The organism is Sphingobacterium sp. MYb388, assembly GCF_037479535.1.
In the GTDB taxonomy this organism is placed as follows: Bacteria; Bacteroidota; Bacteroidia; order Sphingobacteriales; family Sphingobacteriaceae; genus Sphingobacterium; species Sphingobacterium anhuiense.
In genome coordinates, this window is sequence record NZ_JBBGYV010000002.1 from 600,361 (window position 1) to 626,096 (window position 25,736).

Below are 25,736 nucleotides of genomic sequence, written 5' to 3' on the forward strand. Positions count from 1 at the left end.
CAGCATTTACTCTTCTGGGCAAGTGGCCGGGCCTATAACATGCACCTCAATCAGACACTATGAACATCGTACGATGCGTGATCCTAAATTCCTATCTTTTTTATTCGTTGACAGGATATTTAGCGCTTCACCTTTTATATTTAACATGCTGTGCTTTTGATCTGATGTGAGGCACCGTACCAGCATTTGCTTTTCTGGCATTGGTACGGGCCTACATCATAAACCTAAATTTTAACAATTCAAATTATCAACTACGGCATGGTTTCAACTTAATCGCAATCATGATCACATTTGCTCCCTTTGAGCAACACATTGGTCGTGCTGGTCTGATTTTCCAGTGCACAGCAGATCTCGGCTTCCAGATCGCAGGTGATAATCGGTTTTTTGTGGTGATCCATGGCCTGTATCGCACAGACCATCAGGTGGCCCTCACAGTATGGCGGATGATTGCCATAAAGCGTGTACTGGTTTTCGTCTTTCGGATTACCATCCTTTGAACAGCAGGGGGTGAATGTATACCAAGGCATAATCGGGTTGCTTTTATAAATCAAAAAGCGTAAACTTTAGTTATTTAAATAAGTTGAACTGCATTAACAATACGCCAACTAGGGCAACAGCAGTCAACCACATATTGACTTTTAAATGTTTTTTCCATCCCATCCTTCTGAACATACCTCCACAAGGGCAGGGGTAACGGTCGTAGACTTGAAAAATAATCCCGGAGACATAGACCGTGAAGATCAACATCAGTGCGAACGAAAAGTAGAGGCCTAATAATCTCGTCTCCGGGAAAAGCAGCATGAAAACAACCGAAAGCTCCAGCAGCGGTATCAGCAAAGTCAGAATCGGTACGCTCCATTTGGGGATTGCCTGTGAACCTAATATATCGTAGAAGTATTTCATCTTAAAAAATTTTGGTATTGCTGTGTAAGCCCAAAGCAGGACAAATAACAGGACAATAGCATATGTAATAATAGTCGCAATCATAATCGTAGTTTTAAACTGTGAACTAACTAAGACTAAGGTAAAGGGAAAACGAAGGGCAACGGTAGCACATTTATGCCACTTTTTTTGTTAAGCGCTTAACAATTAAAATGCTCATTTTGTGACATTTATATTGTTAATAATTAGCATTTTTTATTGTGAAACGATGTTGTTTTGTTATGACGCAATAATAATTTCTTGCCTGTAGGAAATTTATTGTATTTTGCATCTAAAATGGCATTGAACTTGTGGCCTAATGGAATTCTGCATGAAAATTGAAAAACACCAAAAAAACTGATTTTTTTCTTGGTAAAATGATCCAGTTTCGGAATACTTTGGCAGTTGTTCTCTCAATACTCAGTTCCAGACCATTTATAGGACAACAAAAAAGTCAAAACTGGAGTTATGCCTCTATAAGGTGAAAAATAATGAACGTAAGCGTTGCTCATTGGCAGAAAGAGTAGGGTAGTACTGGCTCTCTGTCTGAAATTCTTTTAAAAGTGGTGTCGCGATTTATGCCTTACAACCGTTATATTAACTATAAATACTAAATAATCTGAATTATGAAGAAAACTTACCTTTTATTATGCAGTCTGTTGGCTGTAATGACTCTGTTTTACGCCTGCAAAAAAGACAATAAGTATGAAGAGTTAACCCAGCTTGCGGACATGAAATTGCAGGAAGCGATTAAGTTAGCAGAAAATCAACCTTGCAAGCCTGCAGAAGAATGGCGTATTGACACGTTTTCCTACCGTTATGTCGCTGTACATCCAGGTTTTGAAAAAGAGTATAATAAATTGGTTGAAGAATACAGAAAGCTATCTGAACAAGCTGATAAAGCGTACAAACCAGGCAAAAACGGTACGCTTGTTTATGATACTTCACCGGTTGTGCTACCTCCGCACTTTGGTGTGCGCTGCAAGGATGGTAAGATGATCGTAGCATTGGCTACAGATCTTGAGCTAGTAGAGATTAACCAAAGATTGGAAGTGCTATTCCCTAAAGTTCGAGATTTCTTCAAAGACACGCCCTGTACCGACGCGAGCAAATGGGGTGTAATCAATTTACGAAAAGACTGCGAATTTGTACCTATCGCGATCACCGATACACCTAACTTTAGATCTTTTGCAGAAATGGAACAGCAATACAGCGCTTTGAATACCGCTAAGGTACGGTTGACCGAAGGAATGGACTGTCCGGCAGTTAATCCCAACCCTTCTAAAAACGTAGTCTGTGTTGATGGCAAAGCCAGTGTGAAATTGTAACCCGCTTTAGATAAGTAGTTTGAGAGGGCAATGTGGCGGAAATAGTATTGTGTTTGCGTTCAATAGCAGCCCTACAGTAACCTGCTTATTTTCAAAATCAAGGCCTGCATGTTAGTTTTGGTAAACTATTGTCTCGACAGCCTTTTCCATGGTTACCTATTCAGATGGTCGAGGATGGTTATGGCTTCGAAAAACTCGCAGATAAGGCTAAGAGTCTTTTCCAGGACTTAATGGTTCTGGAAAATCAATAATATTTAAGCAGATCGGTAGCCAGTATTATACTGGCTATTTTGTAAATTCGGACGATATTGAGAAAGAATTAAAGAGTACCAATTTAATTATTCGTGACGAAATCTCCATTTTTAATAATCCTGTCCACAGACCTATTTAGCCATTTTTTAATATGTGGTTTCAGCAAATTAAACTTATACTTATCTATTTTAAGCTGTACTACTGGATTACCAAATACATTATTATCGATAAAATCATGTACACTTCTTAGTTTTTGATTGCAATAATAGAGCTCAATTGTATCGTTTTCATGATTACCTTTGAATAATAGAAAAGGTGCATTTTGCCAACGATAATTCGTGCTGAGCGATTTATTACTAATCGACAAAATCATATAAATCGGAAGATCTGGGCTAAAATACCTGCGGCTATTTTTTATATGCGTTTCGTTTTTTAGCACGATATTTTTTTCCAGAAGAGGAGTTTCCAAACTATTTGCTAGTTCTTTAACATCATTGAATATTAAGCTCTCGAAATCTGCTTTAAATTTCTTGAATTTAACCCAGTAGATTTCATACTTTATATTTTCTTTCTGTTTCTTTTCTTTTACTGTTAACTTTCTTTTAATGATTTCTTCATCAAATGCTAAAAGACTTTTTTCCAGTGATTTAATAAGGTCATCCATATCATTCTAATATTTTGTTTTTATCCCAAATTTTTTCTCGTTTTCTAATTAATCCATCCCCAGATCACCGCGCTAAGCAAAAAATAAATTGCAAATGCAGCAATAATAACACCGATTGCTTTTAAATATTTAAGGTTGCCGTTATCGTCATTTCTTAATAATTGTAGATTGAGCATAAATGCAACTGCCCCAATGCCCCCGCCTAGTGCGCCACCACCAATAAATACTATGGAAAAGGGCATTACAGCTAAGACTGCTTGATACCACTTTAGTTTTTCTACTATATTATATTTAAGGTTATTGATTTGTAATACAGGTATGATGTCAGGAAATGCAGATTTTGGAAATGCTTTCACAATATCTCCGTTATTATCTGGTATTAGAAAAGGTTTTCCTTTTTCACTGGATCGCTCCACGAGAACTTCATCTTTGTATAATGTTTGCTTACCTGTCCAAAATGAAACTTCTATTTCAAAGTTAGAATCTGGGAAATCTGGTAGTGTAAATTGGTGGTTCATAATATGCCAATTTTTTATTTATTCCATTCTAAAAGTTGCACTGCTAAAAAATAAAATGCAGCGACCGCCACTGTTACGCCGATTACTTTTAGATACTTATTTTTTTTAGTGTTACTATTTCTGATGATATCCAAATTGGTTAGAAATGCAGCAAGTGCAATTCCGATGATTATACCTGTCCCATTAAAAATAAAAACCAAACAGAGGGGAAGTAGTGCAATAGCAAAATCATACCACTTCAGTTTTTCGACAATATTGTGTTGGATATTATTGATTTCTAACGCTTGTATTATATTCGGAAAACCAGCTTTTGGATATGCTTTTAAAATTTCTCCTGTTTTAGAGGGAATTAAAAATGGCTTACCTTTTTCTGTTGATCTTTCAACTAGTTGATCGTCTTTGTATAAAGATTGTACACCAAACCAAGTTGAATATTTCATTTCAAAAGTCGAGTCTGGAAAGTTGGGTAATGTAAATTGGCTATTCATATCTATGTTTCTTATTTTTTTCTACCCTATGAGGCCATAATATCGATAACTGATCCTAAACCAATTCCTGATGTTGTAACAATCTTTGCGTTTTCTGTAAAGTCCTGTCCAAAAACAACGGTAGTCATTGTTAGCATGAATGCGAGTAGTGCTAATTTTTTCATAATTAGTGAGTATTCTATTTGTTAGAAAATTTATGATATCGATCACGGCTCACCACAGTGGAGTGAATAAATCTATAACCACTTTTGTTCCTTTTTTGTGTAGAATAGATGATAGTAATAATGCTAATCGAGCTGATTATTATACCACCTAATATGTAAGTCAGTACATTAATTTGAGAAAGCTCAAATTCTTTAACTGCTGCGGTAAATAGTAAGATAGAACCTATCAATAGGTTTATAGTTACTAAAAGAATGATAGTTAATTTGTTCATAATCTTAAGTTTGATGTGCTAACACTTGTTACTCTTGGTTTGATTCCGGGTCATAGCTTTCAGATCAAACAATCTTATTATTCATTTTGTAAGCCTTGATGTTATGAGTTCTGTCGAAATTCCTATTTAACCACATTTCAAAATGCGGTTTAAATAAAGTAAACTTATATTCATCTATTTTAAACTGCTCTATTGGACTATTCCATACATTTTTTTTAATAAAACTAGACACATATGTTAGGTCTTGATTCACATCAAAAAGCTCAACTGTATCATTTTTATGATTGCCTTTTATTAAAAGAAAAGGAGATTTTTCCCAACGATTAACTAGGCTTTTGGATTTATTACTAATCGATACGATCATATAAAAAGGAAGATCAGGGTCAAAAAACCTAGTGCTATTTTTTATATGCGATTCGGTTCTTATCACAATTTTTTTTTCCCAAAGAGGTTTTTTTAAACTACTCACTAGTTTTTCTACATCAGGGAGGATTAGTCTCTCAAAATCTGCTTTAAATTTCTTGAATTTAGTCCAGTAGATTTCATACTTTAGATATTCCTTTTGTTTCTTTTCTTTTGCTGTTAGCTCCCTCTTAATGCTTTCTTTATTAAGCCCTAAAAGACTTTTTTTTAGTGATTTAATAAGGTCATCCATATCTAATTATTATCTATGTTTTATAATCAGTCATCCAATTGGTAATGGCGAAGAAATAAAGTAAAACCAACTGAAAATTCATGAAGGATTTCATATCCTTTTTATATATTGCGGTCGCATGATGCAACTACTGCAATGATCGCCTCTAAACTTATACCTGATTGGGTGATTGTTTTGACATATTTTTGGCTTCCTGCCCAAAGGTGATAGTACTCATTGACAGTAGGAATACAAAAAGTAGTAATGACCTCATGATATTTATTCTAGTCTAATAAAATTCCGTACTGTTATTCGTCACACTATTTATCACTCTCCAAACATATTCGCTATTATACTTATTCCATTTATTTGTATCTCTTCTTATTGGTATGTTAAACGGAATCATTTTTATAGAGATCTTCAAAGGCTTTTAAGCGCGAATAATTTTGTGAATTTGCTATTGAAACGACCTCCCATGCATAAAAGTCATCAATTTTTAAACTTAGGATTTTACTTAATCGTGTTTCACCTATGTATGCAGAATCGGCAATATCTGTTTGTAGGGTAATAAATTGGTCAATAAATTTCTGAATATTATTTCGTTGTTTTTCTTCTGTGTTAGCTCTATTTTTTTTATCTAAGATCGATGCTTTTGCATCTTCAATAATTAAAGTAAAAGTATCTTTCGTAATAAAATCAAATTCTGATGTTAATAATATCATGATATTATAGAAAGGCTTTCCTTTTATTTTTGATAACTGTTTATTCAATAGGTCATCAAGCACATTTTTATCAAACTTATCTTTTAGTTTCTCTTCAAAGTCAGGGATAACTTTCATTAAATATCTTTTGAAATTCATTTTATATATCTGTTTATCAGTTTGTTTTGAATTTAATTGCAACTGTAGTTGCTTTATTATTTATAACTACCTATATTTGTGTAGTATATCGCGTGAATCAAGGAGGAGCATACTTGTTAAGCTTTTCTAAACGATGTCACTCATGAAACGAAACCGTCAAATTTCACATGAGCTGATCGTGAGTTCGCCATATCTATTGAGTTTTGTTATCTTCGTGATATTAATTCAATAGGGCGGAGCTCATGTTAGTCTTTTGTGAAACTCAAATCTCGGTTTGAGGGGTCTTGACGGTACCAGTTTCAAAAGCATTGAGTTCCGCCTTATTGGTTTTTATAACCAATAAGGAATTCCCTAGCTTCAACAGTGTATATCGTTTTCATAACCAAAAAAATTATGATAGAACGAATTAAAACCACCACAAGAACCAACACCAACCTGATCGAGGATCACGGTTATCGGTTCGCCAATTTCAAATTAATAAAGAACATTTTCTGCGCGCCAGAATAAGCGTTACATTAATCATAACGCCAAATAGGTTAGGGGAAACTAGTACCAAATCAAAATGTGCGCAGATAGTAGAAAGCATGGTGTGTTGACCATGCCTGATACTAAAAAATGCGAGCTCTTGATAGGTTATTATCAGCTTCTTACCATCCCTGAATGGTTTTATGTTACCGACTTTTATTTTATTGGTACACAATTATATGCTCCAACAAAAAGAGGATCGGAGGCCTACTTTTCTTTTTCCACTTTAAAAGTACAATCTTTCCTTTAGTAAAGCAAATGATGTTCGTTAATATTTTATCGTAATACATTAATATTATAAAAGTCGGTTTTGTTCTTTAATCCAAATTATGCAATAGCGGAGACTACAAATAACCAATTGACGAAGACTATATAATTGCATTTTCTCGATTTATTTTTTTAACCTGGTTTCCTTAATGCCCAAGTTATGTCCAATCGGGTAGGGTTTAAGGGAGCCAATTTAAACCTTAAAATAATGCAAAAAACTTGCAAAGGGGACGGCTATGCGCTATCCCGAGAGGAAGAAATGTTTTCGTATTTGAGTGAAAAGTGCGTCCCCGTTATCAAAAAACGAACTATGATAACACTCTTACCCACAAGAACATTGAAAAATGCTAGACGAATGCGATCTAAAGGTCGCCAGCCTTATGTGCCTAAGGCTATCTTAGAAAAAAGAGCGAAGGAATCTTATTATTCTTTATTGATTCCATCGGAAAAAGATATTAGTCCATTCATTACTGTTGTACGCGATGCACGCAATGATGTAATACGGATTACAATGGTCAATATGGCGATCTATGAGTGCTACCTGTTTGCTCTTGGTCTGCCCGCTAACTTTCCGAGTGAGCAGATCATCGTTCATGGTCACGATCGGGCCCGATATATCCCCTGTCGAACTTGCCAGTACTGTGAAAAACTGCTATTCGACTATGAACTCACTGTTCCTAGCGGTACAAGTATAGAAGACTATCAACAACAGGTATTGAATGATCTGAATGTGCACTTTCAGTTAGATGTGAAAGTAGAGAATCTTTCCGTAGTGAAAGACAGCAGAAGAGTATTTAATACGGCTGGTGAGTCTGTCGAACTGATCTGGGAAGAACAGCTGATGCTGATCATAAAAGCTAAAGCTGCAGTAGAAAAGAATCAAGAATTTATATTAGAAAAGAATTAAATAAAGTTTCACTACCTGTGACGCCGATTCTTCCGAGGGATACATTGACGACCTGGTCAACCCTCGGCAAAGAAACGGTGAAAGGCGAAGCTTTATCCAAAAATTAACAACAATGAACACATATATAATATATATAAACAAGCTCTGGGGATATCTCCGGAAGCTTCTTAAGCCACGAGGTGCAGATATACTGCTGATCAGTAAGGTGCTTTTAATGTGCTTATTCATGACCTTTCATATGTTGAGTAGTGCTCAGACGCCCCGCAAGGACAGCGGGGCTGATGGGCCTATGAATCATGTGTTGCGCGGAACTGTTGTATCTGCTGTAGATAACAAACCATTGGAAGGGGTATCGGTCCGAGTCGAAGCAGAAAAGGGGAGAACCTCCACCAAGAAAGATGGAACTTTCAGCCTTTCGGTAGAGAATCTGAAAGGTCTGGTCAAATTCACTTATGTCGGCTACAAAAGTCAAGAAATCAATTATACCTCAGGAGTATCAATTATTGTAAAATTGATACCTGATGATAATAAACTAGATGAAGTAGAAGTTGTGTCGACTGGATACCAGAAGATTCCGAAAGAACGCGCTACCGGTAGTTTTGAGTTTGTCGATAATAAGCTTTTTAATCGAAAAGTATCTACAGACTTTGTGAGTAGGCTAGAGGATGTGGTGCCGGGATTTTCTGCATCTAAGACAAATGCTAACCTCCGTGGCGATTACTTCGGTTTTAATATTAGAGGTGCAAGTACATTAAGATCCGAAAAAGCACCACTAATAGTTATTGATGGAGTTCCATATGAAAGTAAACTTGGTGATTATGGTTTTGCAGCCTTTAACAACATTAATCCCAACGATATTGAGAATGTTACTGTATTGAAAGATGCTGCCGCTTCTTCAATCTGGGGAGCTAAGGCTGGTAATGGAGTCATTGTCATTACGACTAAGCGTGCTAAATTTAATGAAAAAGTTAATGTCGCTGTAAATGCAAATGTGAGCATTAAGGATAGACCTGATCTCTACTATTATCCTCAAATGCCTACGACAGATTATATTGATTTGACCAGAGAACTTTTCAATAAGGGACGGTATAACAGTGATTTGGAGTATTGGGCGAGTAATCCTGAACCTATTGTCTGGTTAATGAAAGACCAACATGATGGTAAAATAACCGAAGAAGAATTAAATAGACAATTAGATCGATTACGGGCCATTGATATACGCGATGATTTTATGAAATATATTTATAGAAAATCCATAAATCAGCAATATAGCGTACGGATAAATGCAGGAGGAGAGATGGTCAATACTTCTATAGGTCTTGGTTATGATAAAAACTTGGAGGAGCTTGTGACTTCCAGCTATAATCGTTTTAATCTTCAGTCCAATACACAAATTAAACCAATGAAAAATCTTTTGATTAATGTTGGACTCACCTATACGGAGTCTAAAAAAGTTAAAAGTTTTATCCCTATTGATTATAATGGGCTTGCTAAAGGAGTTTCAAATTTTCCCTATATGCAATTGGCAGATGAGAAAGGCAATTCGTTGCCTGTTGATATTACTGGTTTTAGCCCAAGTTTTAGAGATACTGTTGCAAATGGACGACTGTTGGACTGGGGGTATTCGCCTTTAAATGAGCTGTATGAATCCGAACAATCACAAGTCAACAGAGACATGCTCGCAAACATTTCAGCGCAATATAGCCTTCCTTTTGGGCTGTCTGTGAATGGTCTTTATGCTTACCAACGAAATTTGAATCCAATTACGGAGTGGCGAAGTATAAACACCTTTGTGCAGAGGGATCAAATTAATATGTATGCAAGTTGGGATGATAAACAGATGTATTGGAACTATCCAGTTGGAGATTTTTATAAAGACTATACCTGGAATAGTTATACGCATCAAGGACGGCTTACAGCGGAGTATAATCGGAAATGGGGCAAGCATCATATTAGTTTGTTGGGAGGATATGACATCCGTTCCATGGTGAAAGATTTTCGTGTAGCCCAATATTATGGCTTTGATCCTGAAAACGGAACATTTCAGACGATGCATGCCGGAAAAGTTGTGAAATACCTGAATGGTATGTCGGGAGAAAATACGTTACCGGACAATAATTTTTATCAGGAGTTATATAACCGTTTTGTTTCATATTATGGGAATGGCTCTTATACTTTTGATAATCGCTATATTTTGAGTGCTAGTTTTCGTAAAGACGCTTCAAATCTGTTTGGTGTAAAGACAAATGATAGAGGACAGCCATTTTGGTCTATGGGCGGCGCTTGGATTTTATCAAACGAGCCTTTTTTAGATCAGTCTTTATTTTCTTTATTAAAAATACGTGCTACGTATGGTTATAACGGTAATGTCAATACCGGAGTATCAGCTTATCCGATTATGAATGTCGCTACTAATCCGAATAGCATAACCGGACAAAATTATGCACAGATCAGTACTCCACCTAATCCGAAATTACGGTGGGAACGTGTGGGTAACCTCAATCTAGGGCTTGATTTTGCACTTAAAAGCAATTTGTTGAGTGGTAGTGTGGAGTACTATCATAAGACACCAAAACACCTGGTTGCCCCGGGACAGATTGATCCATCGACTGGATTTTCTTCAATGACCATCAATACCGCTAATCTGGACACGAAAGGGTGGGATGTGGCTATTAATATGAGACCAGTTGATAACGGAAATTGGGAGTGGAACAGTAATCTCGTTTTTGCTTATTCGAAAACTATGGTCACCAAATCTTTTTTAGCCACAGACCGAGCAAGTACACATGTAAGTAGACCGCTTTCATTTCAGGCTACACCTATAGAAGGAATGAATCTATATAGCTTATTGACCTATAAGTGGGCAGGCCTCGATCCGGAGGATGGTACTCCGCGCGCTTATCTGAATGGAGAGGTGTCCAAAGATTACTTTGCTATTAGCAGTTCCAAAGTGATAGAACTGGAGAACCACGGAACGCATATGCCCTTGTATTTTGGATCCTATCGAAATAGTATCCGCTTTAAAAATTTGGAAATTTCATGGAACTTATCTTATCAGTTGGGACATAAATTTATGCGGAATTCATTTTATAATAATACTTTTTTAGACATGAGAGTAGGGCATCCCGAATATGTAAATCGTTGGAAAAAAACAGGAGATGAATTGCTCACCGATGTGCCTGCATTTACTTATCCAAATAATGGGACTGGAAGCGAAGTTTATAAAAGTTCTTCCATAATGGTCGAAAATGCGGGTCAGATTAAATTGCGTGATATACAAATCAGTTTACAATTGCCGCAACTGGCGAGTTATGGACTTAAGAATCTGCGCATATATGGTTATATCCAGAATGTGGGCACTGTCTGGCGCGGCAATAAAAAAGGCATTGATCCTGAGTATGGTAGCTGGGTGCCCGATCCATTGATGTGTTCAGTTGGTCTAAATTTTAACTTATAATCTTTACGGACATGAAAAATTTTTTTAAAATAGGATTAGCGATATTTTTGCTAACCGCTATTTCCTGTGATAAGTTTTTGGATAAAAAACCGGATATTAAAATGGCAATTCCCAGAACTTTAGCAGATGCCAACTTGTTGCTCAATGATTACGCAACACTAAATGGCGGTTATCCAACGTATGGTGAAATGGGGTCGGATGACTATTATTTGACCCAAGAACGTTGGCAAGGAGTGTCAAATATTGATCACCGCAATGCTTACATCTGGGCTGATGAGCCCTATAGTGATGTTGTTCAATGGCAGCGGTCTTATAAGACAGTATATATTGCTAATCAGGTTATGGAAGTCCATGAGGGATTAGATAGTCAGAAGAATAAAGAAGAATATAACCGTGTTCAGGGTGGAGCTTATTTTATTCGAGCTTTTGCGATGCAATCACTTGTAGAGGTACATTGTCCAGCTTATTTGGAAAGTACTGCATCACAGGAATTAGGAATTCCTCTTCGGTCAAACACAGGAGTAGATGACCGATCAGTTCGCGCTTCTTTAAAAGATACGTATCAACAGATCATCAGTGATTTTAAGGAAGCGATCAACAATCTTCCTACCGTAGAAGTCGTTAACGGAAGACCGTCGAAAGCATCTGCTTATGCCGGTCTGGCTCGGGCTTATTTGAATATGGCAGCATATCAAGAAGCTTATCTATATGCTGATTCCTGCTTGCAGTTGAAGCCGGAATTGTTAGATTTTAATACCTTAAAAGCTACAGATACATATCCGATCCCTAAATTTAATGTAGAGGTATTATTTCCTGCTTTGACTGCAGCGGCGATACCTATGAATGCAACTACTGCCTTAATCGACACAACTTTGATCAGATCTTATGTTGAAAATGATCTTCGGAAAAATATCTTTTTTAGAGTAAATAATAATCCAAAAGGTTCTTATTATTTTAAAGGTAGCTATGATAAAAGTAATTCATTGTTTTTTGGCATTACGAGTAGTGAAGTTTATTTGATAAAAGCTGAAGCTGCCTGTCGGGTAAATAAGGTTTCTGAATCACTTGTTGCGCTTAATAAACTTCTGAAAACAAGATGGAACCATCAAGTTCCTTATGTAGGGTGTACTGAAACAGATCCAAACCAATTATTGGAAATTATTTTAGCCGAAAGGAGGAAGGAGCTCATCTTTCGTGGTAGACGATGGGTAGATTTGAAAAGATTGAATCTTGATTCCCGTTTTAAGAAAACATTAACGAGAACGATGGGAGATAAGGTTTATACTCTTGAACCTACTAGTAACAAATATGCCTTTCGATTATCGGAAACGGTGATTGAATTGGCAAAAGTTCCACAAAATAAGCGCTAACCCTAACATTGAATAACATGAAAAATTACATCAAGTCTATATTATTATTTAGTTGCATTTTATTTTTACACAACAGTATCTATGCCCAGAAAAACCGGCATGTTGATCTTTCTAAAGCATTGAAAATCGGTGCTGATTTCGTACCACCAACGAAGGTAAAACTGATGCGGGGGAAAGATAAAACTATTGACTGGGAAGCATTGCAGGATAAAGTCGTTCTCTTAGATTTTTTCTCTACTTCATGTGGTACTTGTATCCAGATCATGCCCCATCTGCAGGAACTGGAACAAAAACATCCCGATAAATTTAAGGTAATTGTGGTGACCGCACATGATAAAGTAACTTTGGAAAAGTTCTTCAAAAATAACAAATACCTTAAAGAGCATCAGGTGAATTTGCCTGTTATTTATGAAGACAGCTATTTTCATTCAGTTTTTCCGCATAGCTCTGAACCGCATGAAGTACTTTTGTACCAGGGTAAAGTACAGGCAATAACGGGTAGTGGATCAATTGATGAAAATAATATATTGAAACTCTATACAGATAAAACGATAGCGTTACCGTTGAAGGATGATTACGGAAGGGGCAACTTAGTTAGTCAAATACATGATAGTAACCGAGTGATAAAAGCGGGGGCTATTTTCTCAGGCTATCAAGATGGTGTTCCTTACCAGGCTTGGACATTCAAAAAGGATAGCCTAACGGGATTGTTTAAAAGCTCGATTTATAATACTTCGCTATATAGTGCTCTATTGAGTTTAACTGCAAGAGCACAAATAAAGGACAGCAAATATATCCCTAGAATGGATCGGGTGCAGTGGAAGGTCAAAGATTCAACAAAATACCATAATTTTGAAAATAAGACTGATAAATGGTTGGTGGATCATGCAATATCTTATGAACGGTATGACATAAAGGAAAAAACAGATTCCTTGCAGGCCCGCTTGATCTTAGCTGATTTTCTTAGTTTTTATGGTCTGAAAGCTTATGAAGGAAAAAAAAAGATGAACTGTCTTGTTTTAGAAAGTTGCCCTGTAGTACCATATAGTGGTACTTTGATTAACCCGATGAAGTATAATAGTACTGCGACATTTGCAATTTTTACCGATATTTCTTTGAAATTTCCACCATTAATAGATCATGTCAACAAGGCTATACCTATAGAAATCGGAAAGTATGATACTCTGCATGAATTGAATTTACAGCTCGCTGCATATGGGATGAATGCTAAAATAAAACTTGAAGAAATAAATATTTTAGTGATCGAGGAAATTAATGAATAAAAGTAAAGGGTATGCGTGCATACCCTTTACTTTTTACTAAAATGTCAACGGTTATTTTTAACGTGATTTTAATTTCACATTAGTGGTATTCACTTGATTTTGCAATGCTTGTACCATTTCTAATGCAATTGATTCCAGATCAGGTTCACCACCATTATTTTCGGTATGTATTGCACATAATTGTTGTGGAGTTCCTGAACATGTAGGAGCTGAAGTTCCTTCAGCTGTGTAATTGGTCGGGTCAGCTGGATCCGTACCACTGTAGGTAAACCATTGTGTTGCCATGGCTTTAAAATTTATATTTTTCAACAATTGATATCAATATTTAATATATTCATATCGTTAAAGATCGAACTACCTGTGTATAACAGGTTGGCCACATAGAAGCTTCCGCACATGGGAGGCTACTATATTAAAGTGGACTTTAATAATCATACACCCTGCGGGAAATACTGCAAATATGCAACGGTATTTTTTGATACCGATGTGGTTGTTTTTCATAGGTGTTATTTTTTGTAATTGCTACCGTGCAATATGCTTTTTCCAAGCTGATGCCTATCCTTGCCTACTGGTTTATTTGTTGAAAACTTTAACTATGCACTGCAGCAGGACTCAATAATCTATCGCAATCATGATCACATTTTGATCCCTTTCAGCAGCACATGGGTAATGCTGGTCTGGTTTTCAAGTGCACAGCAGATCTCAGCTTCCATATCACAGATGATGTCCGGTTTTTTGTGATGGTCATTGGCCTTTATAGAATGCACTTACAGATTTCTTTTACAATGCGGCCGATGATTGCCATATCGTGTGTAGCATATATAAAAACAGTCGTAATCATAATGGTAGTTTTAAACTGTAAACTAACTAAGACTAAGGTAAAGGGAAAACGAAGGGCATCGGTGTGTATCTTTGATAAGAGATTAATAAACCTGGAGCGGATAAGGTGGTGGAATAAGTCAAGAGATTGTAAGAAGGTGGCATTGGAGTAAATGAATACCAAGGCATAAACGTGATGCTTTTATAGATCAAAAAGCCTAAACTTTAATAAGTGCCTACTCTGTTATAGGATTTTCGGCAACCTCCTTAAATTGTATAGTATGGTCCATTCTGAAACAGGAGTATGAATTGCTGTTCCCCGTGAACTCGTTGGCTATACTAAGTTCGAGAGAAATGTGATTCGGAGGTTAGCACAAGAGTGACAGTTTTACTGTCTTTGTGTAGACAAATATTTTGAAAAAATAATGTCAGATAAACTGTCAAATACTTTACAGTTTGTATGTAAAATCTTTGACAGTTTCTTAATTTTTATCTTCCCATGAGTTTTTTCTTCAGGACCGTGTAACCCTGACGGGTCAGTCCGACATGCATGGCTTTGGTGCCGACCGATGCAATGGTGCAGAACAAGGGATTTTCGGCTTCAAACTTCACAATCCGATCGCAGGATGGTTCGTTGAGCAGCAATATCCGATGTTGTGAGGCCTGCTCATTCTGCACAATGATCTGCTCGATATGTGCTGTTACTTCTGGAAATTCTTCCCGCAAAGTCAGCGCATCGCGGTAACTCAGCGATAGCACAATGCCGGATTCCAGCATCTGGATATGATTGGTTCGATCTTCGCCGAACAGCAGGCTTGAAGCAAATAGAATAATTTCATTTTTCTTCCAGATCTGGGTGCCATAATTGGCACCTCTGACTTTGTTGTAATGGTAACTGTGTACCATGGCCTGGGTCGAAAGCCATAGGCGGCCTTCGTGGGCAGGGCCGGGCGATTCGACATCTTGGTATTTGATGGTTTTCTGGATCTGGCACATGGGTGTGACACGTTGTAAAAGCAAATCTTGTTTTTCTGTCGTCAGGTTGAGCTTGGTTTCAATGTACTGTTTAATCACTTTGTGTTTAAAATCTTGCATAATGGTTATATATTATTGTGAATCACGGGAGGGATCCGCTATTAAATTGGTTTATTAGGTTAATTAGAATCGCTATTTTTATACCTATTCCTGTTGGTCTTCAATACTGTGCCTGATCCAGATCATATAGGGATAAATGAAATGCAGATCGAAATGGGTATTCATAAATTGGGCGAAACCGGTTCGGATATCTGCGATCAACACTTGTCGTTGCGCTAAGGTAAGTTGAAATAATTCGGTTTGAGATGCAGCAAGTCCCGCATTGTTCAAGATTTTTTTCATCATACTTTTTTTTAAGTTTTATTGTATAAAATTCGACACTTTTATAGGACGAGTCAAGAACTTAAAATCAGTATTTTATAAAATGTACATTTTTTGTACAGTCTGAGCCCGTGAATGGAAACCATGCCATAACTTTAAAATTTACTTGGAGTGCTCAAGTAGATGCTTACGGCAGGGGTCATCTTTCCTAAAATGAATATCTAAATGCTTGATAAAACGATCCATTTTTGAAATTTTGAAATAATCAGTTTAAGAAATAGCAAATGCCATGGGAGAGGTATGGCCCATGGCAATGCATCGGGTAGGTGGTGTTTTATAAGAGCTTATAATAAATCCGAATAATTAAATGTCCAGCTAACTGAAGGTTAAAATGCGTATCGCCTTCAGATCGGATAGGAATGTCAGAGGCATCTGATTGAGTCTTTTTCGATTCGTATTCTGTTACCTTGACCGAATCACGTGACAATGTACTTGAACGTTTCTCATCAGTCTGCTTATCCAATGTGATCTGCGATTGATTATTGATCGCAAAGACAAGCTCTTGCGCAAGATTGCTCTTGAAATCTTCTGACAGGGTATTGATATAGGCGATCTGATCTTCAGAAAGGTCAAACCTGGATATCAGCCAGCTACGAAGGCACATCAGGATAAGGTCCTGTTCCATCATTTGGTAGTTTATGGTAGCACTGTAAAGTGCGGCGAGCCATTCGATGACTCCTTTATTATTGAATGGATGTTTTTTCATTTGTTTAAAAATTTGTGATTTTTTTTCAATTTCCTCGTGATTTTCTTAAAAAAAATAAACTGTAACAGCATGCTTTGAGACAGGTTATTGCTTTAGGTAATATGAGACTTGATTCATTTAATTTGTTTGTTGCTTCGATCGATATACGAAGATATTAGGTATCTCTTGTTAAGAGAAGTAAATAGGTTTCAAAATCTGTGAATCATTAATCTTGTCCGTTAAATACTTTTTAAAATTGGCTTTATTGTATTTAAAGGAGGTTTTGTATCGGCGAATTGGAAAATTAATTTTGTTAAACTGGTTTTGTAAAGAAAGCGTTACAAGTAATTTGCACGAATTTAATTAACTTAGGGGTAAATATAATAATCACCTAAATATGATTGCTCTTCGGTTTTTCTTTAGATCGTGGTATGGAAACCTATGGTCGATGTTTTTACTTGCTGCCATTTCATCTTTTTTGATCACTTTTTATACCACGGAACTTTCTGTTCCTTGGAGTCTCACATTAAGAAAACATATGCTGATATTTCTTTTCAGTTTTATACTGATGGTGTTGGCTATATTTCCTACTGGCTATGTTGTATATCGACTGGATACTGATAGTTTTATGAGGCAACATGAACTGCTGCGGTATTTGATTCAATTTTTGTTATTAGTTATGCTAATGGGCGCTCTTGCACTAAGGGTGGTATATGAGCTATATTTAGCGTTATTCGGAGTAGATCTCCAAAAGGCTGAGTATTTTGAACGAGACTTTGTTGTCGTTATATTCTGCTTGATCATGGTACAGGTTTACTATTTCATCCGGAAAGAACGAAAGGTGAGCGCTTATACGTTCAAGAGAAATCAGATTATGAAAATGTGGCTGTTGCATCGTGAAGAGTCTATAGATGAGATCGGTAGTGGTAAAGTTTTACTTTTACAAGAATTGAAAGAATCACGTGCGCAACAGGAGAGTTTAAGAATTCTTCACGAGAAACAACTTGATGAATTATCTGTGGAACGGGATAAACTGATTAAATTTTATGAGGATGATCTGCAGGAATTACGCGCAAGGAAACAACACCTTAGAAGCAGCCATGAATTGTTGAGTATGGACGAAATGCGGTTGAAAATATGTCTTAAAGAACTTAGCGACGAGGTTTTGGTAATAATAGGAGCAGAAAATGAATATGTTCGAATACCGCAGATAGCTTATTTCCATCTAAAAGAAGGGTCTTCCCGTTTTAAGCTTGTCGATGTATTGTTATTGGACGGGCGCGAAGGTAAAGTAGATTTGGAGTCACTTGCTAAAATAGAAAAATTATGGCCAAATTTACTGTTCCGGGCAGGAAGGGGATTGTTAATTATGCATTTGGCCATCAGAACTTTATTGAAAGAGGGAGATATGTATTTTATAGTTTTTTACGGAGCGACGCAAGAAAAATATAAGCTGCAGGTAGATGTGTATAAGAAACTGTTAAAAACACGTGCGGAATGGACTAAATTAATGCCTGAACGACAATAGAACTAACTATCGGGGCTGGGAAGGATGCTCCGATAGTAGTTTTCGATGTTCTATAATCGTTCCACTACCTCCGTCAGTGGTAAACCGTAATAAGCTGCAAACTCACCAACCGTAAGATGCTGATGTTTTGCCTTGCTGTATGCATCTTTGGCCTGCTGATATTTTCGTTGAGCCTGGCGTGGACTGAGGTCTAGTATATTGGCTACGTCTTTTGCGCTGATGCACAGACGGTGTTTTTTTGACATGATAAACTGATCTGGGGATTGCCGGTGGACATAGCTGTGGCATGTACCGGACAATCTGGGGTGATTACCTGATTCTCCTGTCAGCTAGATACCTCTCTGTTCCTCGTACTGTTTATTACAGTAAGATGGACAGCCCTTTCATAAGAAAATTACTAATTAACTTTTAACCGATACTCTTGTTGTTTTGTTTTAATTATTTGTTTTACTAATTGTTAATGCTGTTCTGATGTGTTATTTCAGGTTTCTAGATTCCTATTTTGTTGTATTTTATACCTGCATCATCCCAGCACTGGAGTGTGTGTTATTTTCCACAATTGGGTATACTGTTTCTGATGGATTACCTACTGTCTATAGTAACTGTTTAGTAGCTCTTTAGTAGCTCTCCAGTACCTTTTTAGTATTGGGTTAGTACCTTTTCCGTGCATTAACAGTACACTCCCCGTACCTTTTCTTGCATTTAATGATGGACAGATTGTGCCATATACTGCCATTTGCTGTTATGATGGTCGTATTAAGCCATTTTGGACCGTGATTGTTTTTGCCTGCTCCATATTTGTATTGCTATCAAAACAATAATATCATGGCAAAACAAGAAAGTTTAATCAAGTTTAGAGGTAAGGTCGGGGACCTTTCTTTTAGCAAACATCGCAGTCGAGGATACGAAGTTCGTATGAAAGGCGGTGTGGACAAGGCACGGATCCAGACGGATCCCAATTTTCAGCGAACGCGCGAAAATATGGCTGAATTTGGTAATGCAGCAAAAATGGCAAAACTCCTGCGTGTACAGTTAAATAATCTGCTACGCACATTTGGGGACAGTAGCTTACGAAACAGAATGACGTCTCTGGTACACCGCATTCAAAAAGCTGATGTTATCAATGGTAGGGGTGAACGCACGTTTTTGGAGGAGAACAGTCAGTTGCTTAAGGGGTTTGAATTTAATCAGGCCAGTAGCCTTAAAATGTTGATCGGAGTAAATTTGGACGCTTATTTTGACAGACTTGATGGGCAAGCTAACCTCACTGTTCCTGCCTTCAATCCACAGATTGATGTGATGCTGTTGCCGGGAGCGACACATATGCAGTTTACACTGGCTGTTGCCGAGTTGAGTACAGCTGATATTCCGCCCCGTCCAGAAGTTGTGAAATCGGCCTACATCCCGTTAATAGGGCAATATCCTGGTGATTTGTTAGAAGCTCCTTTGACTGTGGACGACACTAAAGTGGTGTACGTGATCGTGGGAATTTCCATGTACCAAGAGGTCAATAATGAGTTCTATCCATTAAAAAACAATCCATACAACGCAATGACTATTGTGGCGGTGGATATTCCTTAATGAAAAGTGATGAAAAACAGACAGATCCTCAAGCTTCAACGGAAATATGGAGCTCAAGGAACGAATGGAACACTTACCTACAATGGTGAGCATATCTGTCATACGATCGAACTGCCAGACCGCAATAATATCCCTCGGATAAGTTGTATTCCGATAGGGCAATACAAGCTGGAAAAAAAGCGGTATCCGAAACATGGCGAGCAGATCGGTATTCCACATGTCCTTGGCCGTGAAGCGATATTGATTCATGCCGCTAACGATGCACAGCGTGAGTTATTGGGTTGTATCGCACCCATCACGACCTTAACAGGAGAAGGAACGGGTACTGCAAGCGGAAAGGCTTTGGCAAAACTGAAGGCACTTGTTTACAGCCTTTGGGATATGGGTGATGAAGTGTATCTGAATATTCACTAAAGAACGGAAGGCCTGGAAAAAATAGTACTTCTTATTAATTTTTCTAGGCTTTCTGTTTATAGCATTTAATTTTTATCATGATGAAAAAAGTAATAAGCAAAATCAGTCAGGTATTGCAGGTGATTTTGCTTGCACCAGTCAAGCTGCCGGGAAAGGCACTAAATATTATTAAATACATTGCTCTGGGGCTTGGTGTGGTAGAGACAGTTCTAGATGATAAAGTGAAAAAAGGAGAGGAGGAGGCACCACCAGATCAGGTGTCGCCTAATAAAGAAAGGGAGGTGCCAGATGAAACTGAATGATATCCGTATCGGTACGATAGGTGGTACGTTGTGTTCGATATGGGTTTCATTTTCTTTCGGAGATGTATTGCAGACCGTGTTGACGGCTGCATTGGGAACAGTGGTGAGTTATGCAACTAGTAGAATATTAGCTCATCGGAGACATAAAAAATAAAAAGTCACTAATTCTAGTTGAAAGTGGCCACGGCGAAAAAGCTTGTTGGCCACTTTATTTCGATTCTTACTAATTTGTATGAAGTTAATAATTAGTGTTTTTTTTGAGTTGAATATTATTTCGAGCTATCAAAATAGTAATTTCCTTCCATCAGTTGCTTTATGATCATTTTCTTGAGTAAATAAGTATAGTGCTTTGTCTATTGTAGTTTTTATTCCGGAGTAATCTTGATGCGGTTAAAGCTATGCTCTTACAAGTTTTGAAAATATGTTTTACCTACTAAAACCAACCATAATAGATTAGATTGCTATAATTAGAGCTAATTTAATAAAAAAAATAAAACAATATTAGGTTCTATAAGATGACAAAGAAATCTAACCCATAAGGATTTCTTGTTTTTGACAATAATTATAAAAAAATCTTTTATTTTTTTTCTAAAGAATTTGATACTCTTCTATGTTTAAATTAACAATGAGGTAATATTTGTCTTGTTTACATTTAATGGAATGTTTTTTCTGAATTAACAATGTGTTTAAACAAGGAACCTAAACTTGTATTGTTTTAAAATCACCACAAAAACAAAGCAAAACAATTTAAACATGAAAAAAAATCTATTATTTGTAACCCTTCTCATTGGGGTACTATTTGGATGTTCAAAATCAGAACTTGCAGAAACCAGTAATTTAAATGCAGAAAAATCGCTTGCCAAAACAGCAAAATTAAACCTCAATCAGGTCAATTCCTTAGGATTATCACCTAATGTACAATCGCAATATCAAAGTTTATTGTCTGAAGGACTGACTTCGGATACAATAAACGGTCGTATCAATATGTATAATGACTTAGATTCATTGGTAGCTTTTATTGCGAATAGCAAACTTACATTTATTTATCATGGATTTGGAGGAAATATTGACGCACCTGAAAATAATACAGTGGCTATTTTCGGTCGTTTCAATGATATGATACACGGCTATGGTACAAAAGTATTTGTACAGGGGCCAAACAAATTATACGGAACAGGTGTCAATCTGAGCGGTCTTAATATTCTAAATCTATCTGACTGGACTTGGGAGGCTAATAAAAACTGGGTAATCGAGACTGCGAACCGCGGTGATGTTATTCGTTTTATATCTGATCCAGCTGATCTTCGTAATATTTATAGAAATGGTGTTAATGGAGAGAAAACGACAACAGGTATGGAAGTAGCGGTATTGGATAGCTTGGGTTTTGAATGGAATTCATCTCTACATCAGTTTGTTAAGAATTAAAATACGTTATGGATATCAATAATATTATAGCTAGAGATTTTCCTACAGTAACACAAGGAATCATTCAAGTTGGCATACAACTAATATTTGAACAGGAATGGGGTGTGGGAAAAGATCAGTTGGCAAGAAGTATCTTACAGTTATCAAGAGGATCACTTAAAAAGTTTAAAGATCTAATGGAGATAACGGATCCAAGAGATATTCTTATGGAGGCTCAAGCCGAACCTGGAGATATCCGTAACCTTTATGGGAATAATTGATATTCCTGTTTGACATCATTTATTCGGACAGTATATCAAATCTGTGTACTGTCCGTTTTTTCGAAGCTCTTAAATTACTCCCTTTATTTTTTCATGTTTTCTGTCTGGTCAGATTTAAAATCATGAATAAAATAATATCCCCAGTGAGTCTAAGGTATTCAAAACAAGTTATGCGATACGAGATCATCGCAGATTTAAATTATATTATCGATCATTTAAAATGCACAAATTTTTATCAGTTTTGCCAATTGCAGCAGTATGCTCTTTTGTGAATATATCGGAAGGTTATGCGCAGGCAACAAATGCCAGTATAGCGGGAATAATAAGTGACAGTAATAATAAATTAGTAGCGGGTGCTACTGTAACTGTCCGTAATGAATCTACAGGCTTTACGACCACAACTACAACCAATTCAAGTGGGGAATACCTTTTTCAGCAATTACCGCTCGGTAAACCATACTCCGTGAAAGTGAAACATATGGTGTTTGGGGAAGTAGTAGAAGATGGTCAAGCATTAAATCAGGGGGATCAGCTCCGTCTAAACTTTACACTAAGAGAAAAGAGCACAACATTAGAAACGGTAGAAGTAAAAGGTACTGCAAATCTAAAAAATGCAATCCGCAATTTGGGAGCTTCAACTGCTGTCACAGCCAGAGATCTGGAACGCCTACCTGTTAATGGTAGAAATTTTACATCATTGATCAATCTATCGCCATTGAGCAACGGTAGCCAGTTGTCCGGTCAGATTGCATCATCAACAAATTTTACTATAGATGGTATGAGCTCTCGCGGTCCACTATCTGGAGGGACGACAAACCGAGGCCCATATTCAGTTTCTATGGAGGCCATTAGAGAATTCGAGATTGCGACCAATCAGTATGATGTTACCTACGGTAGAGCGGGTGGTGGAACGATTAGTACAGCGACAAAATCAGGTACCAATACGTTTACCGGTAGTGTATTTACCTACGGTAGAACCGCTGGATTGTCGAGTCCTTACGATATTAGAGGAAATAAGATCGATCAGGAATATTCAACCTATCAATTCGGTTTTTCGCTTGGTGGTCCAATTGTTAAGGATAAAGCTCATTTTTTTGTCGCACTTGATCAACAGGCAGATTCTAGACCATTTTATATTGCTGATATCCGAACGGCTGAAGATGAAACACGTTTAGGTATTACACAATCGACATTAGATCAATTTTTGGGAATAGCCCGCAGTAAGTATGGTGTAGCTGGATCACAGCAGACGGGGGCATTTGATAGGAAGCGACCGACTACGACAGTTTTTGCTCGGGTGGATTGGCAGCTTGACCAAAAGAATTTGTTAACGGTACGCAATAACTTTGTGCGTGATATGAACAACTACGGGGTGTCTGATAATAGTGCAATAAACCTGTATGAGGTATATGGATCACACTTATCAAAAGACAATAGCCTCATGGCATCTTTACGTACCTCTCTTGCTCCAAAAGTAACGAATGAACTAAAAGTTCAATACCTTTATACTGTGGATGATGCTAGTCCAAATAGTCAATTACCATCTTCTAATATACCCCGAGCTATTGTTCAAAATGTAGAATCAACGATTGGAGGTAAACCTGTAAATACAACAATCCAATTGGGGGGACAGCGCTATTTGCCTGAAGTATTTAAGAATCATGTTCTTCAGTTGGTGGACAATCTATACTGGACAAAAAATAAAATCAATTATACTTTTGGTACTGATTTAATGTATACAAAGCTTAGTTCACTTGCGACTAGTGAAATGAACGGACGGTTTTATTTTAGTGGGATGGACAATTTCAACAATCAAACTCCTTTTCGCTATGCCAGAGAAGTGGCTTTGGTGGATGATCCAACGATTAAACAAAGTGTGCTAAACGGTGGTTTATATGCACAGGCGCAATCCAATCTGGGCTCCGGTATGGATCTGACGGTTGGCGTACGTGCTGACTATACGCATTATTTTGATAAACCAATCCTTAATGAAGCTGTTTTCAATGCATTAGATCTTCGTACGGATAATGGTGTTAGTACTTTTCAGGTTCAGCCTAGATTCCAATTGACCTGGGATATTGGAGAAAAACAGACTGATATCTTGCGTATCGGTGCTGGTATTTTTGGATCGAATCTGAATAATTATTCGATGGTAAATAATATGCTTAACGACGGTTCAAAAGTTGCATCTGTTGATATTTCTGGAGACCTGGTTCCGCGACCTGATTTCAATGGATATCGTAATGATCCTCTAACAGCACCGGGAAAGGAATTATTTGATCTGCCCGGTGTCGAAAAAGTAAGTACGATCAATATGAACAGTAAGGATATCAAAGTACCGACCTTGTACAAAGCCAATATTTCTTATAATCGTTTCTTTTCTGATAGATTCCGGATGGGAGCAACATTTTCAATGGCTTTGGCTCGTAATAATTACATGTACGTGGACCGTAATATGGTCGATAATCCTGTATTTCGTCTTGCAAATGAAGCAGATCGTGGTGTTTATGTCCCAATGAGTGGAATTAATGCTACGAATGGAGCTGCAGATTGGACTACAGGTAGAAAAAGTAAAGATGTGAGCCGGGTACTTGAACTTGTGAGTGAGGGAAAAGTGAATCAATATGCTTTGGTAGTGGATGCGACAGCGAGATATTATAAGGACGGTCAATTTACGGTGAGTTATACCTGGAACAATACTAAAGACAATACCTCATATAACGGAAATGTAGCGAATTCAGCTACGCTCAATCTGATGGTTGCTGATGATCCACGTAACTTGCAGAATATGGCTTATTCGGATAGTCATTTCCGCAATAAAGTTGTTCTTTACGGAACGCTTCCAAGTTTTTACGGTGTTAGTTTTGGGGTACGTTATTCGGGGATTGGCGGAACACGCTATTCTGTTGCTGTTAATGGAAATGTAAATGGCGATTTTGTTAATAGTAATGATCTTGCTTTTATTTTCGATCCGAATAATAATAACAATAGTGCTGCGATACGTGAAGGTATTCAAGGAATAATGGATAACCCAGAAGCGGATAAGCGCTTTAAAGAATACTTAAGTGGTCATTTGGGACAGATTGCTGAACGTAATGGAGTAGAGAATGGTTTTTATGGTGTATGGGATATCCGGGCGAGTAAGAAGTTTAATCTTTTCCGCACTCATGCTGTAGAAGTGTCTGCTGATATTTTCAATTTTGCTAATCTATTGAATAAGGAGTGGGGAGTAGATCATTCACTCGGAAAACAAAATTTGACAACTATTCGTGGATTTAATAAAGAAACAGGTCAGTATATTTATCAAGTAAATCCAAATGCCGGAGTTAAGGGGTTTTCTGGTAATCCATACCAGATTCAATTAGGGGTGCGTTATAGTTTTTAAGTTGCTATAGG

General features: G+C 37.2%; 25 protein-coding genes. 13 read left to right on the forward strand and 12 right to left on the reverse strand.

What is annotated here, in order from left to right:
- Nucleotides 1-269 precede the first annotated feature (269 nt).
- Both WH188_RS08460 and WH188_RS08465 read right to left on the reverse strand, forming a co-directional pair.
- Nucleotides 270-527, reverse strand: coding sequence for a hypothetical protein (locus tag WH188_RS08460; RefSeq protein WP_168127264.1), 258 nt, complete (start codon nt 525-527; stop codon nt 270-272).
- A 40-nt stretch (nt 528-567) separates the two neighbouring features.
- Complete coding sequence (locus tag WH188_RS08465; protein WP_339423810.1) at nt 568-987, reverse strand: MauE/DoxX family redox-associated membrane protein; 420 nt, start codon at nt 985-987, stop codon at nt 568-570.
- 560 nt (nt 988-1,547) lie between these two features.
- Here WH188_RS08465 and WH188_RS08470 point away from each other — a divergent pair.
- Nucleotides 1,548-2,249 (forward strand): hypothetical protein, encoded by a 702-nt coding sequence (locus WH188_RS08470; RefSeq protein WP_339423811.1) that lies wholly within the window; start codon nt 1,548-1,550, stop codon nt 2,247-2,249.
- Nucleotides 2,250-2,583: 334 nt separating this feature from the next.
- Here WH188_RS08470 and WH188_RS08475 read toward each other — a convergent pair whose 3' ends face one another.
- The 6 genes from WH188_RS08475 to WH188_RS08500 all read right to left on the reverse strand — a co-directional run bounded on the left by WH188_RS08475 (nt 2,584) and on the right by WH188_RS08500 (nt 6,101).
- The gene (locus tag WH188_RS08475) at nt 2,584-3,165 is read right to left on the reverse strand and encodes a hypothetical protein (protein ID WP_168127267.1); all 582 of its coding nucleotides are present in this window, start codon (nt 3,163-3,165) and stop codon (nt 2,584-2,586) included.
- Between the two features lie 44 nt (nt 3,166-3,209).
- On the reverse strand, nt 3,210-3,683 hold the full coding sequence (locus WH188_RS08480) for a hypothetical protein (protein ID WP_339423813.1): 474 nt from the start codon (nt 3,681-3,683) through the stop codon (nt 3,210-3,212).
- A gap of 14 nt (nt 3,684-3,697) precedes the next feature.
- A complete protein-coding gene (locus tag WH188_RS08485) occupies nt 3,698-4,171 on the reverse strand; it encodes a hypothetical protein (RefSeq protein WP_339423814.1) in 474 nt (157 codons plus the stop codon).
- A gap of 26 nt (nt 4,172-4,197) precedes the next feature.
- Complete coding sequence (locus tag WH188_RS08490) at nt 4,198-4,335, reverse strand: hypothetical protein (protein ID WP_339423815.1); 138 nt, start codon at nt 4,333-4,335, stop codon at nt 4,198-4,200.
- A 336-nt stretch (nt 4,336-4,671) separates the two neighbouring features.
- Nucleotides 4,672-5,262, reverse strand: a complete 591-nt coding sequence (locus tag WH188_RS08495; RefSeq protein ID WP_339423816.1) for a hypothetical protein — start codon at nt 5,260-5,262, stop codon at nt 4,672-4,674.
- Nucleotides 5,263-5,633: 371 nt separating this feature from the next.
- Nucleotides 5,634-6,101 carry a hypothetical protein gene (locus WH188_RS08500; protein WP_339423817.1) on the reverse strand — a complete coding sequence of 156 codons (468 nt, stop codon included), beginning with the start codon at nt 6,099-6,101 and terminating at the stop codon, nt 5,634-5,636.
- Nucleotides 6,102-7,101: 1,000 nt separating this feature from the next.
- On the opposite strand from WH188_RS08500, the gene WH188_RS08505 reads away from it, so the two are divergent.
- The 4 genes from WH188_RS08505 to WH188_RS08520 all read left to right on the forward strand — a co-directional run bounded on the left by WH188_RS08505 (nt 7,102) and on the right by WH188_RS08520 (nt 13,910).
- Complete coding sequence (locus WH188_RS08505; RefSeq protein WP_339423818.1) at nt 7,102-7,800, forward strand: hypothetical protein; 699 nt, start codon at nt 7,102-7,104, stop codon at nt 7,798-7,800.
- A 112-nt stretch (nt 7,801-7,912) separates the two neighbouring features.
- Nucleotides 7,913-11,257, forward strand: coding sequence for a SusC/RagA family TonB-linked outer membrane protein (locus tag WH188_RS08510; RefSeq protein WP_339423819.1), 3,345 nt, complete (start codon nt 7,913-7,915; stop codon nt 11,255-11,257).
- 11 nt (nt 11,258-11,268) lie between these two features.
- Complete coding sequence (locus WH188_RS08515; protein ID WP_339423820.1) at nt 11,269-12,627, forward strand: RagB/SusD family nutrient uptake outer membrane protein; 1,359 nt, start codon at nt 11,269-11,271, stop codon at nt 12,625-12,627.
- Between the two features lie 17 nt (nt 12,628-12,644).
- Entirely contained in the window at nt 12,645-13,910 is a 1,266-nt protein-coding gene (locus WH188_RS08520; RefSeq protein WP_339423821.1) for a TlpA family protein disulfide reductase, read from the forward strand.
- A gap of 57 nt (nt 13,911-13,967) precedes the next feature.
- On the opposite strand, the gene WH188_RS08525 is transcribed toward WH188_RS08520, so the two are convergent.
- From WH188_RS08525 to WH188_RS08540, 4 genes are all read right to left on the reverse strand, one after another.
- Entirely contained in the window at nt 13,968-14,195 is a 228-nt protein-coding gene (locus tag WH188_RS08525; protein ID WP_339423822.1) for a hypothetical protein, read from the reverse strand.
- A 1,023-nt stretch (nt 14,196-15,218) separates the two neighbouring features.
- A complete protein-coding gene (locus tag WH188_RS08530; RefSeq protein ID WP_339423823.1) occupies nt 15,219-15,824 on the reverse strand; it encodes a hypothetical protein in 606 nt (201 codons plus the stop codon).
- A gap of 84 nt (nt 15,825-15,908) precedes the next feature.
- Complete coding sequence (locus WH188_RS08535) at nt 15,909-16,109, reverse strand: hypothetical protein (RefSeq protein WP_339423824.1); 201 nt, start codon at nt 16,107-16,109, stop codon at nt 15,909-15,911.
- A gap of 310 nt (nt 16,110-16,419) precedes the next feature.
- Nucleotides 16,420-16,851: a hypothetical protein gene (locus tag WH188_RS08540; RefSeq protein WP_168127278.1), complete on the reverse strand. Its 432-nt coding sequence runs from the start codon at nt 16,849-16,851 to the stop codon at nt 16,420-16,422.
- Between the two features lie 427 nt (nt 16,852-17,278).
- Between WH188_RS08540 and WH188_RS08545 the strand changes: the two genes are divergently transcribed.
- The 8 genes from WH188_RS08545 to WH188_RS08580 all read left to right on the forward strand — a co-directional run bounded on the left by WH188_RS08545 (nt 17,279) and on the right by WH188_RS08580 (nt 25,725).
- Nucleotides 17,279-18,358 (forward strand): hypothetical protein, encoded by a 1,080-nt coding sequence (locus WH188_RS08545; protein ID WP_339423825.1) that lies wholly within the window; start codon nt 17,279-17,281, stop codon nt 18,356-18,358.
- A 798-nt stretch (nt 18,359-19,156) separates the two neighbouring features.
- Nucleotides 19,157-19,939 (forward strand): hypothetical protein, encoded by a 783-nt coding sequence (locus WH188_RS08550; RefSeq protein WP_339423826.1) that lies wholly within the window; start codon nt 19,157-19,159, stop codon nt 19,937-19,939.
- 9 nt (nt 19,940-19,948) lie between these two features.
- On the forward strand, nt 19,949-20,353 hold the full coding sequence (locus WH188_RS08555; protein ID WP_339423827.1) for a DUF5675 family protein: 405 nt from the start codon (nt 19,949-19,951) through the stop codon (nt 20,351-20,353).
- A 77-nt stretch (nt 20,354-20,430) separates the two neighbouring features.
- Nucleotides 20,431-20,655, forward strand: a complete 225-nt coding sequence (locus WH188_RS08560) for a hypothetical protein (protein WP_339423828.1) — start codon at nt 20,431-20,433, stop codon at nt 20,653-20,655.
- Nucleotides 20,642-20,809, forward strand: a complete 168-nt coding sequence (locus WH188_RS08565; RefSeq protein ID WP_339423829.1) for a hypothetical protein — start codon at nt 20,642-20,644, stop codon at nt 20,807-20,809. Before WH188_RS08560 ends, WH188_RS08565 begins: the two co-directional genes overlap by 14 nt.
- Nucleotides 20,810-21,408: 599 nt before the next feature.
- Nucleotides 21,409-22,080 (forward strand): hypothetical protein, encoded by a 672-nt coding sequence (locus WH188_RS08570; protein WP_339423830.1) that lies wholly within the window; start codon nt 21,409-21,411, stop codon nt 22,078-22,080.
- 8 nt (nt 22,081-22,088) lie between these two features.
- A complete protein-coding gene (locus WH188_RS08575) occupies nt 22,089-22,340 on the forward strand; it encodes a hypothetical protein (RefSeq protein WP_339423831.1) in 252 nt (83 codons plus the stop codon).
- Between the two features lie 220 nt (nt 22,341-22,560).
- On the forward strand, nt 22,561-25,725 hold the full coding sequence (locus WH188_RS08580) for a TonB-dependent receptor (RefSeq protein ID WP_339423832.1): 3,165 nt from the start codon (nt 22,561-22,563) through the stop codon (nt 25,723-25,725).
- Nucleotides 25,726-25,736: the final 11 nt, after the last annotated feature.